The organism is Flavobacterium sp. FlaQc-52 (assembly GCF_044007495.1).
In the GTDB taxonomy this organism is placed as follows: Bacteria; Bacteroidota; Bacteroidia; order Flavobacteriales; family Flavobacteriaceae; genus Flavobacterium; species Flavobacterium cupriresistens.
Map to the genome: position 1 here is coordinate 190,047 of NZ_JBIPCV010000008.1, position 14,556 is coordinate 204,602.

Sequence of the window (14,556 nt, forward strand, 5' to 3'; positions counted from 1 at the left end):
TTCTGTTTATCTAATGAGTAAAATTCCGGTTTATTTTATGCCCGGCCTCGCGGCAAGTTCATCTATTTTTGAAAGAATTCAATTGGATGATTCTGTTTTTGAAGTGTGTTTGTTGGAGTGGGAGATCCCGCTTCCAAAAGAATCTTTATCGGAGTATGCCCTTCGCATCACTAAAAAGATAACACATCCGAACCCTGTTTTAATTGGCGTTTCGTTTGGAGGTATTTTAGTTCAGGAAATGGCCAGACATATTAATGCCCGAAAAATAATTATTATTTCAAGTGTTAGAAGCAATCTCGAATTTCCGAAAAGAATGAAGATAGGGAAAACGACAAAAGCCTATAAATTAATTCCAATGCAGTTGTTGCTGAATGTTGAAAAGTTGGCTAAATTTTCTTTCGGAGAAAAAATAAACAAACGGATTAAACTGTACGAGAAGTTTTTGTCAGTACGTGATCTCCATTATCTGCAGTGGGCCGTAGAGTCCGTAATCCTTTGGGACAGAAACCAAATTGATGAAAAGGTAATCCATATTCACGGCGATCAGGATGATGTTTTTCCTATAAAATACATCAAAAGCTGCATCATAGTAAAAGGAGGAACCCATGTTATGATTCTGAATAAGTACAAGTGGCTTAATGAGAATTTGCCATTGATTATACAGGAACCTCTGAAGGGGTAAATTCCAATTTTTTTAAATTCCAAATTCCAAAATGGCTTCGACTTCGCTCAGCCTGACACTTTGGGGCTTGGTGTTTCATGTTTCAGGTTTTTAAAAATTCCAAATTCCAATCTCAGATTCCTGAAAGGAGTGAAAAACCAATCTGTCACGCTGAGCGAAGTCGAAGCGCGCTCGTTAGGTAAAAAGGGCTTCGACTTCGCTCAGCCTGACACTTTGGGGCTTAGTGTTTTGGGTTTTATGTTTCATGTTTCAGGTTTCACGTTTTTTATCTGAGATCAGACATTTCAGATTAGCCAAAAAAAAATCCCAAACTCATTGGAATTTGGGATTTTAAAAATTTGGAATTTAAGAAATTCGTTAGATTTTCTTCATTTGATCTTTCATCATAGAGATTTGCTCTTTTAGCATCCCTTGTTTGTCTAATTTCTTAGCTTCGTTTAATAAGTTGGTTGCTTCCAGTTTTCTTCTGCGTGACATGGCAACTCCGGCAAGGTTTAATTTAGCTACAGCCAAATCCATATCCATAGACAATCCTAGTTCGATTGCTTTTTTGAAATGTTTCTCTGCTTGGTTGATATTGGTTTGAGACAACATGATTCCGTGTAAGTAGTTAAAATACCCTTGTTGTTTTCTTACCAGTGCAGCTTCAGGGTTTTTAATATAGGATAGCCATTTTTTAGCGCCTTCAAAATCTTGTTTTCTTAATTTTAGGAAAGCTAAAAGGATAAATTCGTTTTTAAAGTAAAGAAAGATTGGGATTGCAGTCAGTAAAATAAGAAAAATACCATTCCCGATATTGTTCTCTGTAAATTGCCAAACGCCTGCGACTACTAGAAGTCCGGCCAAAATAAGTTTAATATTTCTGTGAAACATAATAGATGTATATTTGTGATTGCAAAGATAGTAAAAGGAATTAAAAATATTTTTATAAAACTACTTGCCAGAAAAAAAAGTCTTTGTATATTTGCACTCGGTTTTGGGATAACGAAATTCTAAAACAGAAAACAGATATTAGATACCATTTTAAAGATACAAAGCAATGAGCAAAAGAACATTTCAACCATCGAAAAGAAAAAGAAGAAATAAGCACGGATTTATGGACAGAATGGCTTCTGCGAATGGAAGAAAAGTTCTGGCGCGTAGAAGAGCTAAAGGAAGACATAAATTGACTGTTTCTAGCGAACCTAGACACAAGAAATAATGTTTCTATAAACATAAATAAGGCGTTACTTTTTTAGTATCGCCTTTTTTTATACCTTGTCGGTAAAAAACATTGCAACATTCTAGTTTCTAAAGCACTACGGATGTTTTTGAATACAATATAATAACTACACAATACAAATAAAATGCCTAAAGACACATCAATAAAATCAGTTTTAATAATAGGTTCAGGCCCTATTGTTATTGGTCAAGCTTGCGAATTTGATTATGCAGGATCTCAATCTGCACGTTCTATTCGTGAAGAAGGGATTGAAGTTATCTTGATAAATTCAAATCCAGCGACTATTATGACCGACCCAACAATGGCCGATCATATTTATTTGAAACCATTAACTACAAAATCGATTATTGAAATTCTAAAGGAGCATCCACAAATCGATGCTGTTTTGCCTACTATGGGTGGACAAACAGCTTTGAATTTATGTTTGGAAGCCGACGAAAAAGGAATCTGGCAAGATTTCGGAGTAAAATTAATCGGAGTTGATGTAAATGCAATTAACATTACGGAAGACAGAGAGCAGTTTAAACAGCTTTTAGAAAAAATTAATGTGCCTACTGCACCTGCAAAAACAGCTACTTCTTACTTAGAAGGTAAAGAAATTGCGCAGGAATTTGGTTTCCCGTTAGTAATTCGCCCTTCTTTTACACTGGGAGGAACTGGAGCAGCGATTGTTTACAAAAAAGAAGATTTTGATGAGCTTTTGACTCGCGGTTTAGAAGCTTCTCCTATACATGAGGTTTTAATTGATAAAGCTTTAATGGGATGGAAAGAATACGAATTGGAACTTTTGAGAGATAAAAATGATAACGTAGTAATCATTTGTTCGATCGAAAACATGGATCCAATGGGAATTCATACCGGAGATTCTATAACAGTAGCACCGGCAATGACTTTATCCGATACCACTTTTCAGAAATTACGTGACTATGCGATCTTGATGATGCGTAGTATCGGAAACTTCGCAGGAGGTTGTAACGTACAATTCGCAGTTTCACCGGACGAAAAAGAAGATATCGTGGCGATCGAAATCAACCCTCGTGTATCGCGTTCTTCTGCATTAGCTTCAAAAGCAACCGGTTATCCGATTGCGAAAATTGCTTCTAAATTAGCTTTAGGATATAATTTAGATGAATTAGAAAATCAGATTACAAAATCGACTTCGGCTCTTTTTGAACCGACTTTGGATTATGTAATCGTAAAAATCCCACGTTGGAACTTTGATAAATTCGAAGGAGCTGACAGAACTCTTGGACTTCAGATGAAATCTGTTGGTGAGGTGATGGGAATCGGACGCTCTTTCCAGGAAGCGTTACACAAAGCAACTCAATCTTTAGAAATAAAACGTAACGGTTTAGGTGCCGACGGAAAAGGATATAAAAACTACGAGCAAATTATCGAGAAACTGACTTTTGCAAGTTGGGATCGTGTTTTTGTAATTTATGATGCGATTGCAATGGGAATTCCGTTGAGCCGTATTCATGAGATTACTAAAATCGACATGTGGTTCTTGAAACAATACGAGGAACTTTATACTTTAGAAAAAGAAATTTCCAACTATAAGGTTTCTAATTTACCAAAAGAGTTATTGCTGGAAGCCAAACAAAAAGGTTTTGCCGACAGACAAATCGCGCACATGGTAAATTGTCTGGAAAGTGAAGTGCATACGTTGCGTATGAATATGAAGGTGAACCGTGTGTTTAAATTGGTAGATACTTGTGCTGCCGAATTTAAAGCAAAAACACCTTATTACTATTCGACTTTTGAGGCTGAAATCGAAAAAGCAAACGGAGAGCGTTATGTAGATAACGAAAGTGTAGTAACAGAGAAAAAGAAAATCATCGTTTTAGGTTCAGGACCAAACAGAATCGGACAAGGAATTGAGTTTGATTATTCTTGTGTACACGGAGTTTTGGCAGCAAAAGAATGTGGTTACGAAACCATCATGATCAACTGTAATCCGGAAACTGTTTCGACTGATTTTGATACAGCAGATAAATTATACTTCGAACCTGTTTTCTGGGAACATATCTACGATATTATTCAACACGAAAAACCGGAAGGTGTAATTGTGCAATTAGGAGGTCAGACTGCTTTAAAATTAGCGGAAAAACTATCTAAATATGGAGTGAAAATCATCGGAACGAGTTTTGATGCCCTTGATTTAGCCGAAGACAGAGGACGTTTCTCTGATTTATTAAGAGATTTACATATTCCTTTCCCACAATTCGGAATTGCGGAAACAGCAGACGAAGCTTCAGCTTTGGCAGATACTTTGGACTTCCCATTATTGATTCGCCCTTCTTATGTATTAGGAGGTCAGGGAATGAAAATTGTAATCAACAAAAAAGAACTGGAAGAACACGTTATCAATTTATTGAAAACGATTCCGGGGAACAAATTACTTTTAGATCATTACTTAGCCGGAGCAATCGAAGCAGAAGCAGATGCGATTTGTGATGCTGACGGAAATGTATACATCATCGGAATTATGGAGCATATCGAGCCTTGTGGAGTTCACTCGGGAGATAGTAATGCGACATTGCCTCCTTTTAACTTAGGAGAATTCGTGATGCAACAAATTAAGGACCATACAATTAAAATTGCGAGAGCTTTAAAAACGGTAGGTTTAATCAACATTCAGTTTGCGATAAAAGACGATACAGTTTATATCATCGAAGCCAATCCAAGAGCTTCCAGAACAGTACCGTTTATTGCAAAAGCATACGGAGAACCTTATGTAAACTATGCTACCAAAGTAATGTTAGGACATAATAAAGTAACGGATTTTGATTTCAATCCACAGTTAAAAGGATATGCAATCAAACAACCGGTTTTCTCTTTCAGTAAGTTCCATAATGTAAACAAAGCATTAGGACCGGAAATGAAATCAACAGGAGAAAGTATCTTGTTTATTGACGATCTTAAAGACGATCAATTCTACGAATTGTACTCCAGAAGAAAAATGTATTTGAGTAAATAAACTCAAATCGTGATTATAAAAAAAGGCTCCAAGTAATTGGGGCTTTTTTTGTGGTAATTGGATTGTCAACACTAATTGGTTTTTCATAATTTTCGACGCAATTAAACGGAAATTATAAGTAAGAGTAGGCATAAAAAAAACTCCTAAATGGAGTTTTTTCTTTTGTTTTGGCTAGTTGTATGTGTTATTCACTTTGGCTAAAAGACATATTGTCTCGGGTGTTTTTCTGAACCGAAATGGCACCAAAAAGAGCTAGTAGAAATGCAAATGCATAAAAACCTTTTTCACTTGGGAGAATTGTAGCGTTCCAAAGACCAACGACAAGTAACACAATTGATAAAAGAGTTCCGAACCAGCAAATTCCGTAATAAATATCCGTTACAGGAAGGTTTTCCAGTTTGTCTCGGACACTTTTTTGCAGGGAGATTACAGCGAAAAGACCAAACATTAAAACGGTGAAATAATATCCTTTTTCGTTAAGTAACATTTCGGCTCTTGCAAGTCCTACTATAAATCCGATTGTTCCAGCTCCAAGAGCGACCCATGATGCCGCGATAAAGGCATTCGATGTTTTTTGTACCATGTTTTATATTTAATTTAGTTGTATTTCGAAAAAATTGGGGTGTCCATTGGTGTCCAGAAACAGCATTTCTGACCGGATGCTTTCAGAGCGTTATTGGCCCAGGTATTACAGGTGTGTGTCAAACTATAACTTCCGTTGGCTTCATAGAAAGCATCTGTTCTGCTATAGTTGGCGTCTGTTTTAATGGGAATGAAATTACCCGAGCTGTCTTTTTGAAAGCTGGCTGTAACGTAGGTAATCAAACGGCTGTATTGTTCTTTGCTAATCATCATTGATTTGCAATCATCTCCCAATCTCATTTGTCTGTAATAAGTGGCATGAATGGCGGTTTTGCCTAATCCGGTTGCAGCTTTTAGAGCAACAGAGGCTCTTAAATCAGACCAATCCGGGGTTTCTAGATAAAATCCTTTGTCTCCCCAGCCCATAGCGATATAGTTATAGGTAGAGTCTGCTGCTTTTGTGTTTTTAAATTGAACTTGCTGACTCCAGTCTATCTGGTCGTTTTTGACCGGCATTACAATATCAGTGTGAACACCATTGGTCAGGATGAATATCTGAACTTCGGGTTTTGTGTCGGGTTCTTTATCTACAGTTATTTTTGAAAGTACGAAGGCGGTTGCGATATAGAGTAGAATAAATCCTAAAAAGAATAAGATTGATTTTAAAAGGATTTTAAGTGCTTTTTTCAAGTTGATTATGTTAATTTCTTTTTTTTCAAATGTAACTAATTTAAGTTTATATCAAAATGATAATACGCTGAATTGTCAAGAAAAATCTTTTTAATTTTTATAACAAAAAACCGCAAAAGCAGCGGTTTTTTATGAGCGGAAGGATGCTGTTTTTTTTAATCAGAATTAATTTTTCGTAGTCTGTAGGTATGCAGTAACACCGCTATAGAGGAGCCAATTACAATAGGTATAGCGCCAATAAGCATTCCATAAGTGATGTATATAGAATTGGCAATCAGAGAAAATAGTCTTAGTTTTCTTTCTCCTTTAAGAGACATAGAAAACAGATTGATCGTTATTCCTAAATAACCAATAAGGTCCGTGATTAGTGATAGCATAGTTATTTAGGTTTGGTTATAGTTTTATTTCGAAGAGACAGACCGGAACATTGTGGTAGTGTGCGGGTAGTTTTTCAGGATTTTTTATTTTGGTGATTTCAATAAATTTGAAACCATTTTTGACATACATGGTAATCAATCCCGGATTTATACCGGCCGTATCCAATCGTACATATTTTTTGTTGTTTTGAAGGGCAAAATTTTTCGTCCACTCCAAAACTTTTGAAATAATGTTTAATCCTCTGAAATTTGGGTTAGTGGCTATTCGATGAAGATATACACTTGGGTCTGCATTTTTTTCGTTCCAAATTTCAGGATCGTCAAAAGTGGTAACCCAAACGCATACAATTTCATCGTTTAGGACTAATTTCCATTGTCTGTTTTCTGCAATCTCGGTTGCTATAATTTCTTTTGGCAAATCCGGCCAAGGTGTTCCTTTTTTTTCTTTTTGATAAACTATTGCTTCATCATAAAGTGTTTTGATGCTTGGTATGTCATCGATTGTGCTGTTTACTATTTTCATCGCTTTTCGTTTAAATTGAGAAACAAAATTAGAAGCAAAATGTTGACTATTTTATGCTGTGTAGTCTCTTTTGTGGGATAAAACTTTTAATTTTAGGGCTTAAATAGTTTAATTATGCGTCAACTTGATGAGTATGATAAAAGGATATTGCATTTTCTTCAAAAGAATAACAGGATAACAACAGAAGAATTAAGTCATAAAGTAAATTTAAGTCAGAGTGCAGTTCAAAGAAGAATTGCTAAAATGAGGGAGGAAAATATAATTGAAGCAGATATTTCTATTGTATCTCCTGAGGCAATTGGTATTGGGATAACATGTGTCGTAGATGTTGTTCTGCTTGATGGTAGTTCGAAAGCAATTGATGAATTTAAAACTAGAATGCAAAACTGCGAAGAAGTGTCTCAATGTTATTATGTGACGGGGAGTTATGACTTTGTATTAATTGTACAAGTAAAAGACATGCATCATTTTGAAGTGTTTCAAAAGAGGTGTCTTTTGGATAATAAAAATCTGAAACATTTTTATACTCATGTGGTAATGGATCGAGTAAAAGTGAATTATAGTATTAGTATTTAAAAAGGAATTAAAACAGAAAAAGCCCCAAATTAGGAGCTTTTTCTGTTTTAATAAAGTAAGATTATTTTTTAATTAACTGTTCCAAGGGTTTCAACTGCTCCATGTCAATTTTGGATTTTTGTAAAACCGACATTAACGTCATGATGTTATTTGGATTCATGTTTTTTCCTAAAACGCGTACTACTGCAAATCCGCTTTCTTTTCTGTTGGCAAAAACGATAAATTCTTCGATGTTCTCATCAGTACCCACATAACTTATAGAAGCGCCTTCTTTACCGGAGCCAAACTTCATCAGTTCCTGATATTTTGGATCTTTTAAAATAGCTTTTACTTTAGTTCTTTCTGTTTCAAATTCGGCCTTGTTTGTTGCATTTGCTTTAAAGGCAAGAATATTCATTTTGTCAAAAGAGTTTAAAGCTTCGGATTGTTCTGTAGATAGTTTTGCTTTGTCCAAGTTTAGAATACTAGGCGAGATATCAAGAGCAATGAAGTTTTTGTTATCTGTGTTTTCAACAAAATATTTTTGCAAGGAAGGCTCAGATTTACAACTTAATAAAGTAAGTAAAGCTAAAAGGGCTGAGGTAAAGACGCTGACTTTCATGTTATTTTTTGTTTTTAGAAGCTTTTTTTAGGTCAGAACCACCAGGAAGTTGCATTTTGTCTGTTAGTACTGAAATTTCGTTTAAGTCAAAATTACCCGTAAGAGATAATAAAACAGTTTCGTCGTTTTTAGCACCGTCAATATACATTAGTAATTCTCTTACCTGTGTATCGCTGGCCCCTGATTTGATTAATATTCTAACGTTTTTACCACTGTCATTTATGCGCATTAATTCTTCTAAACCGGCAGTTTTAATGTATTTGTCGGCAGAAGCTTTCATGTCGGCTTCAATTTTTGGGTTTTTGGTAGTGAATACTTTTAGATAGTCTAATTTTTTAATCAGGTTAACGTACTGTTGCGTTTCCTTGTCTTTGGCATCGACTTTTACTTTGCTCATTAAGTCGAACATTTTTTTGTTTACAATTACAGAGGTCACATCGTCCTGACCGTCAAATTTGTCAAAAGCACCCTGTGCATAAAAAACAGTGGTAGCGAATGTGAAAACTAGTGTTATGATGAAATTTTTCATTTTTATAAATTTTAAATTATTGTTTGAAGATTTTGTTTTTTGATTGTTCGTATTCGTGAATGTATTGTACACTTTCTAAACCTACATTCACATTGTTTGACACTAAGGCTAAGGCTTTTTGCGTTGCCGCTAAGGCTTCTTCCGGATTGTCGTAGGTTCCTAATTCTGATTGCGCTACAACCGGAGTTGCGTTTTTATCGCTTACATAAAAATAGGTCCCGATTCCCAGTAAAATAACAGCAGAGGCAGCAATTGATAACCACGTAACATTTCGTTTTTTAGTTTGTAGTGGAATCTCCTGCGTCGATTTTTGCTCTTTTACCTGAGAGAAATAACCAAACATTGGTTGGTATTGCTCCAAATGCTGCGCAACATTTGGTGAAGAAAAATAGTCTTTTAATTCGTTTTCTTCAGCAATAGTAGTTTCTCCCTGAAAGTATTTTTCTAATATATATTCTATTCTATTTAATTCCATAACGGTGTGTATTAAGCATTGATTCTCTAATTTTTTTTCTCGCTCTCGAAAGGGCTACCCGGATAGCCGTTTCATTCATGTTGACAATTTTTGCTATTTCATCAAATTCATATTGTTCAACATCGCGCAATTGTATTAATATTTGTAATTGCTCCGGTAATTGACCGATTATTTTTTCTACCCATTCTAAACTGTTCTCATCTTCGAGTTTTTTATCTAATTGTGGCTGTCGGTCTGTAAAATTGTTGTGTACAATTTGAAGATTTCCGGCTCTTTTAGATTTTAGCTGATCGAGACAATAATTTTTGGTCATGGTCATCGCTAGAGCTTCAACATTGGAATAGGTTTCTAAATTTTCTTTTTTATTCCATAATTTAACCATAACTTCCTGAGTAGCATCCTCGGCTTCTTCAGTGCTGGTCAGCAACCTTTTGGCCAGACGAAATACTTTGTCTTTAAAAGGATTTATTAATTCTATGAAAACAATTTGATTCATAAATCAGGGTTATTGGTTAGCTTATATAAAGGAAGACGAGGTACAATTAATTTTGTTACAACAGAACTGAAAAAAAATAGTATAAAAAAAAAGATAATTAAACTACCTATTGTTAAAACTAAAGATAGTATTTTTACGTTATTACTTTTATATAGATACCAGTTTATGAAAACAATATTAAGAAGTTTACTATTATTAGGCTTACTTCTCTTCTCTTTACAATCTTGTGAAGACCAGGATGACATTGCTGCTCCGGCAAATTTACAGATAAACGATTTTATCTGGAAAGGACTAAATCAGTACTATCTTTGGCAGGCTGATGTTCCTAATTTATCTGATGAGCGCTTCGGAAATAAGCAAAGTGCCTTAAATTCTTTTTTGAGTGGTTATGCCGAGCCTGAGAATTTGTTTCAGGATTTATTGAATAAACCGGCGAGTAAATTTCCTAAAGGAGAAGCAATTGACCGATTCAGTTGGATTGTTAAGGATTATAGCGTTTTAGAACAAGAACTTCAAGGAACCAGTAAAAGTACCGGAATTGATTTTAAGTTGAGTTATAAAGGAGAAAGCAATTCAGATCTGGTAGGTTTTGTACGTTATGTTGTTCCGGGTTCAGACGCTTCGGGCAAAAGTATCAAACGTGGCGATCTATTTACGGCTGTAAACGGTACTCCGCTTACCGCTTCTAATTACAGACAATTGCTTTTGGATTCAGAAAGTTATACTTTGAATTTAGCACAATACAATGGAAATGTTATAGAATCAAATGGAAAATCGGTTACGTTGGTAAAGACAACGCTGAATGAAAATCCAATTTTGATCAATAAAGTTATTACGTCAGGAAGCCATAAAATTGGTTATTTGATGTATAATGGTTTTTATAGCACCTATGATTCGCAGTTAAATGACGCTTTTGAGGAATTAGCAACGCAGGGCGTAACTGACTTAGTTCTGGATTTGAGATACAATGGAGGAGGATCGGTTCAGACTGCTACACGTTTGGCCAGTATGATTACGGGGCAGTTTAAAGACCAGATTTTTGCTAAAGAAAAATGGAACGCTAAGCTTACCGCTTATCTTGAAACGGAAGATTCGGAATCTTTAAACAATAGGTTTGTAGACAATATTAACGGAAGAGCCATTAATAGTTTGCGTTTAAGCAAAGTATATGTGCTGACTTCTAATGGAACTGCGTCTGCAAGTGAATTAATTATAAATGGATTAGTTCCTTATATTACTGTAGTACAAATTGGAGATTATACAGTTGGAAAAAATGTTGGATCCGTAACATTATATGATTCCGAAACATTTACAAAAAACAAAGTTAATACAAGTCATAAATACGCCATGCAGCCTTTGGTTCTTAAAATTGTTAATGCAACAGGGTTTGGTGAATATACAGATGGTCTTAAACCTGCTTATGAGCAACTTGAGTATTTATCTAATTTAGGTGTTTTAGGAGATCCTTCAGAGCCTTTATTAAATACTGCCATTGCAAAAATTACCGGTGCTTCGGCTAAAAAAGTGCAACAGGACAGAGGGAAGGCACTTCGATCTTTCATCGATTCCAAAGCAATGAATGGTATTGGAAATCAGATGTATGTTGAGAAAGCTCCAGAAGGGCTTTTGAGAACATTAAATTAATGATGATCGTATTGTAAGAGATACATTATTAGATAAAAATAGTTTAATTAAACACCCATAAAATTAGTTTTATGGGTGTTTTTTTGTTCTTACGGTAAATAGCTCCAAATAAAAAGAGGCTGCCTAATTTTTAATTAGACAACCTCTTTGTTCCAAAAAAATAAAATAATAATAAAGGATGAATTGATTACGTTGAAAAATAATTACAGAATTATTTTATCAGACGTTTTTCTTAGTTATTAAAGTAAAAACCGTTTGGTGCTACACCAACCGTTAATTCTTTTTGAAGTGTTCCGCCTAGATTGTAAATGTAAGCTTTACTGTCTTGTTTATAGTCTCCACTATCAGCTAGATAGATGAAATTATTATTAACTGCAAAACCATATAGATAGCCAATAGTAGAAGTCAAAATTGCCGTTGTTGAGGGCGTTGTTGCTGTAGTATTTATTGCATAAACGGAGCTCCCGGCTGTATAATAAATTTTGCTTTCATAAATGTCTAAAAATCCTGCTCCATCTAAACTTTCCGGAAATGCAATTTTGGTAGTTGTTTTGTCAGATAATTTCACTTTTACAATTTCACTTCTGGCTCCGTAAGGGCCTCTCAGAATGTATAAAATTCCATTTTCTTCTTCCATCGTGTCTGCACTTGAACCAATAGCTATAGTCTCCAGTGTTTTAGTAGCTATGTCAACGATCAAAAGGTTATTGTTATTATAAGGTTCAGTAATGTATAGTTTTCCTTCCTTTAATACAATTCTGTTACCAGTTGCTTTCAATTCAATTTTAGACTCAACAGTATTAGTGGTCAAATTAATTACAGCAATATAATCATCTATATTTCCATTTGGATTTTCTAATGGTTTTTCAAAATTGTAATAAGTGTTGGCATTGGTAACATATGCTTTTCCGTCTTTTACTACACCATATCTTGGTTTAGCTAGTCCTGAGTCGATTTTAGCAATTAATTTAAAAGTATATCTGTTTACGACATTAATTACATTAGATCCACCAGAGATGATATAAGCTTTATCACCATCAAAGAAAATATTTTGTACATATTTCCCTATCAAGTCCTTTGGGTTTGCTGAAGTGTAGGCATCTTTTGTAAAGGTGCTTAAGTCTTTACTTAAAAACGAAACAGAACCTTGTCCTAAACTTCCTTCATTTAGAATGAAAAAGCCATTTTTATACGGACTCTCTATTTCAACATTAGTATCATTGTTTTTGTCATCATCACTTGAACAGGAAACAAATAAAGAGATGCTGAGTGTTATTAAAAGCAGTTTGCTAAATTTCATAATATTTAGAATTTTAAGGTTAGATACATATTAAAATTGCGACCCGGCATAGGTCTGTCTTCATAACTTTCATAATTTTTATTGAAAATATTTAAAATCTGAAAGCCAAGTTTGAACGTTTGTAAAATTTTGAAATCATAATCGATCCCAAAATTTGAAACACTATAATCGTTTATTATTTCGTCTGGATTGTTATCCGCTCTTGTGTATACAAAACCATTATGCAAGAATTGATAATAAGCAGTTATTTTATTTCTTGAGTAAGAAACAGATCCGGTGACTTTGTTGTATGGAACAAAGAAAAGTTGGTTTTTGGTTTCGCCATCTTTTGATGCTGTATAGGCATAAGTAGCGTTTGCACTAAAGTAGTTTTTGCCAAAATGGCTCTTCCAGTTTAACAGAGTTTCTGCTCCATAACTATCTACTTTGGCTGTGTTTTGTGGAGACCAAATACCATTTTGCCCAGGAACCCACTGCAGTAAATCTTTTATTTTGATATAATAAAAGGTCTGACTAAGTGTAATGTTTTTGAAAGTGAAAATATTACCAATTTCTGCCTGATAAGAACTCTCCGGTTTTAAGTCTGGATTACCGCCTTGGTCCCAATATAAATCGTTATAAGTTGGAATTCTGAAATTTCGGGACAAATTTAATTTTAGCTGGTATAATTTACTAAACTGATAGAATGAACCCAAAGAGAATAAAAGGGGTGATTTATAGTTGTCTGTAAATTCTTTTCGAATACCAAATTCATTTCTCCAAACGGCAGAGATATCCTGCTTCAAGAGTAATGATGTTGAAAAGATTTCACGAATATGATCTCCGAAACTAGTTCCGTATCCCTTCGTTCGATTGTAATCTACGATAGCATTTATTTGTATAGATTTAGATAGTATGCCTGCTAAATCTAGTTTTGTTGTCAAGCTTTCGGTTTTACCATAACTAAAATAGTCCTTTGTATTATCTTCGTAATATTGGTAATTTTCAAAGATATAGGCGGTTTTGAAATTTGTTTTCAATTTCCCAAAATCGCCATCGTATTCCAATAAATTTCTATTGAAACCATTTATATACTTGCTTTTAGTATCCGTTTCTGTAATCAAAGAAGTATTTCGATCTGTATTAGAAGTTTGGCTATATAATTTTAAACTATTTTTAGCGTCAAACTTATATCCCAAATTGGCACTCATTGTAAAAACATCGTATTCTCCATTTTGATTCCAACGTTGTTCTCCTCTCCAGGTATATCGATCCAGATATTTGTAATCATTGGTCGAACTATTTTTAGAAAAACCAATTTGAGCGCTCCATTTTTTGTTTGAAATATTTGTTTTGTAGTTAACTCCAATGGTGTTAAAACTCCCGTAATTTAATCTTAAGGTGTTTTCAAAACGATCATAAAAACCTAAATCGTTGTTTAAATGTACTGTTCCTCCAATTGCCCCACTTCCGTAAATGACACTTCCTCCACCTGCTTTTACGGTGACAGAGTTATAATCAGAACCTGAGATTGTATTAAAATCAGTACTTCCATTCATTTGAGAGTTGATATTAATACCATTCCAAATTACGGCAGTCTGCGAAGCGCTGGTTCCTCTAAATGAAACAGTAGAAAGCATTCCGCGACCGTACTCTTTAAAATAAATTGTTGAATTATAATTTAATAAATCAGTTAGCAAAGCCTCGTTTTTATTGATAATCGAATCATTCAAGGTTTGAACAGACTGTGTACCCGAGTATTTTTTAAGATTGGTGTCCGAAACAACCACTTCTTTCAATTTTGTTATAGAATCGTTCTGTGCCAAAAGGATCTGACACAATAAGAGCAAACAAAAAGACAATCGTTTTTTTAAAGTCATAATTTCTACACTCTTGTTCC

Annotated in this window: 16 protein-coding genes; 5 read left to right on the top strand and 11 right to left on the bottom strand. The window is 34.5% G+C overall.

Translation table 11 applies throughout. The features are described from left to right. Positions 1–13: 13 nt before the first annotated feature. Entirely contained in the window at positions 14–682 is a 669-nt protein-coding gene (locus tag ACHRV5_RS15045; RefSeq protein WP_047773915.1) for an alpha/beta hydrolase, read from the top strand. Between the two features lie 357 nt (positions 683–1,039). On the opposite strand, the gene ACHRV5_RS15050 is transcribed toward ACHRV5_RS15045, so the two are convergent. Next, positions 1,040–1,555, bottom strand: a complete 516-nt coding sequence (locus ACHRV5_RS15050) for a hypothetical protein (RefSeq protein ID WP_047773913.1) — start codon at positions 1,553–1,555, stop codon at positions 1,040–1,042. A gap of 166 nt (positions 1,556–1,721) precedes the next feature. Between ACHRV5_RS15050 and rpmH the strand changes: the two genes are divergently transcribed. Both rpmH and carB read left to right on the top strand, forming a co-directional pair. After that, positions 1,722–1,883, top strand: coding sequence for a 50S ribosomal protein L34 (rpmH, locus tag ACHRV5_RS15055; protein WP_008464848.1), 162 nt, complete (start codon positions 1,722–1,724; stop codon positions 1,881–1,883). A gap of 145 nt (positions 1,884–2,028) precedes the next feature. Beyond that, the gene (gene carB / locus ACHRV5_RS15060) at positions 2,029–4,884 is read left to right on the top strand and encodes a carbamoyl-phosphate synthase large subunit (protein ID WP_047773912.1); all 2,856 of its coding nucleotides are present in this window, start codon (positions 2,029–2,031) and stop codon (positions 4,882–4,884) included. 184 nt (positions 4,885–5,068) lie between these two features. Here carB and yiaA read toward each other — a convergent pair whose 3' ends face one another. The 4 genes from yiaA to ACHRV5_RS15080 all read right to left on the bottom strand — a co-directional run bounded on the left by yiaA (position 5,069) and on the right by ACHRV5_RS15080 (position 7,056). Continuing rightward, positions 5,069–5,467 (bottom strand): inner membrane protein YiaA, encoded by a 399-nt coding sequence (gene yiaA / locus ACHRV5_RS15065; RefSeq protein WP_395427305.1) that lies wholly within the window; start codon positions 5,465–5,467, stop codon positions 5,069–5,071. A 14-nt stretch (positions 5,468–5,481) separates the two neighbouring features. Beyond that, a complete protein-coding gene (locus ACHRV5_RS15070; protein WP_395427306.1) occupies positions 5,482–6,156 on the bottom strand; it encodes a TIGR02117 family protein in 675 nt (224 codons plus the stop codon). Positions 6,157–6,311: 155 nt separating this feature from the next. After that, positions 6,312–6,533: a YgjV family protein gene (locus ACHRV5_RS15075; protein WP_117610259.1), complete on the bottom strand. Its 222-nt coding sequence runs from the start codon at positions 6,531–6,533 to the stop codon at positions 6,312–6,314. A 16-nt stretch (positions 6,534–6,549) separates the two neighbouring features. Further along, positions 6,550–7,056, bottom strand: a complete 507-nt coding sequence (locus ACHRV5_RS15080; RefSeq protein ID WP_395427307.1) for a GNAT family N-acetyltransferase — start codon at positions 7,054–7,056, stop codon at positions 6,550–6,552. 114 nt (positions 7,057–7,170) lie between these two features. Here ACHRV5_RS15080 and ACHRV5_RS15085 point away from each other — a divergent pair, with 114 nt between their 5' ends. After that, entirely contained in the window at positions 7,171–7,632 is a 462-nt protein-coding gene (locus tag ACHRV5_RS15085) for an Lrp/AsnC family transcriptional regulator (protein WP_395427308.1), read from the top strand. A gap of 61 nt (positions 7,633–7,693) precedes the next feature. Here ACHRV5_RS15085 and ACHRV5_RS15090 read toward each other — a convergent pair whose 3' ends face one another. Genes ACHRV5_RS15090 through ACHRV5_RS15105 form a run of 4 tightly spaced genes read right to left on the bottom strand, consistent with a single transcriptional unit; the run spans position 7,694 to position 9,733 of the window. Further along, on the bottom strand, positions 7,694–8,233 hold the full coding sequence (locus ACHRV5_RS15090; RefSeq protein ID WP_047773901.1) for a DUF4252 domain-containing protein: 540 nt from the start codon (positions 8,231–8,233) through the stop codon (positions 7,694–7,696). Between the two features lies 1 nt (position 8,234). After that, entirely contained in the window at positions 8,235–8,762 is a 528-nt protein-coding gene (locus ACHRV5_RS15095; RefSeq protein WP_047773900.1) for a DUF4252 domain-containing protein, read from the bottom strand. 16 nt (positions 8,763–8,778) lie between these two features. Further along, positions 8,779–9,237, bottom strand: coding sequence for a hypothetical protein (locus tag ACHRV5_RS15100; protein ID WP_047773899.1), 459 nt, complete (start codon positions 9,235–9,237; stop codon positions 8,779–8,781). Continuing rightward, on the bottom strand, positions 9,224–9,733 hold the full coding sequence (locus ACHRV5_RS15105; protein ID WP_395427309.1) for an RNA polymerase sigma factor: 510 nt from the start codon (positions 9,731–9,733) through the stop codon (positions 9,224–9,226). Before ACHRV5_RS15105 ends, ACHRV5_RS15100 begins: the two co-directional genes overlap by 14 nt. Positions 9,734–9,898: 165 nt before the next feature. On the opposite strand from ACHRV5_RS15105, the gene ACHRV5_RS15110 reads away from it, so the two are divergent. Beyond that, positions 9,899–11,377: a S41 family peptidase gene (locus ACHRV5_RS15110; RefSeq protein ID WP_395427310.1), complete on the top strand. Its 1,479-nt coding sequence runs from the start codon at positions 9,899–9,901 to the stop codon at positions 11,375–11,377. 232 nt (positions 11,378–11,609) lie between these two features. Here ACHRV5_RS15110 and ACHRV5_RS15115 read toward each other — a convergent pair whose 3' ends face one another. Next, positions 11,610–12,677 carry a YncE family protein gene (locus tag ACHRV5_RS15115; RefSeq protein ID WP_395427311.1) on the bottom strand — a complete coding sequence of 356 codons (1,068 nt, stop codon included), beginning with the start codon at positions 12,675–12,677 and terminating at the stop codon, positions 11,610–11,612. Between the two features lie 5 nt (positions 12,678–12,682). Beyond that, on the bottom strand, positions 12,683–14,536 hold the full coding sequence (locus tag ACHRV5_RS15120) for a TonB-dependent receptor plug domain-containing protein (RefSeq protein WP_395427312.1): 1,854 nt from the start codon (positions 14,534–14,536) through the stop codon (positions 12,683–12,685). Positions 14,537–14,556: the final 20 nt, after the last annotated feature.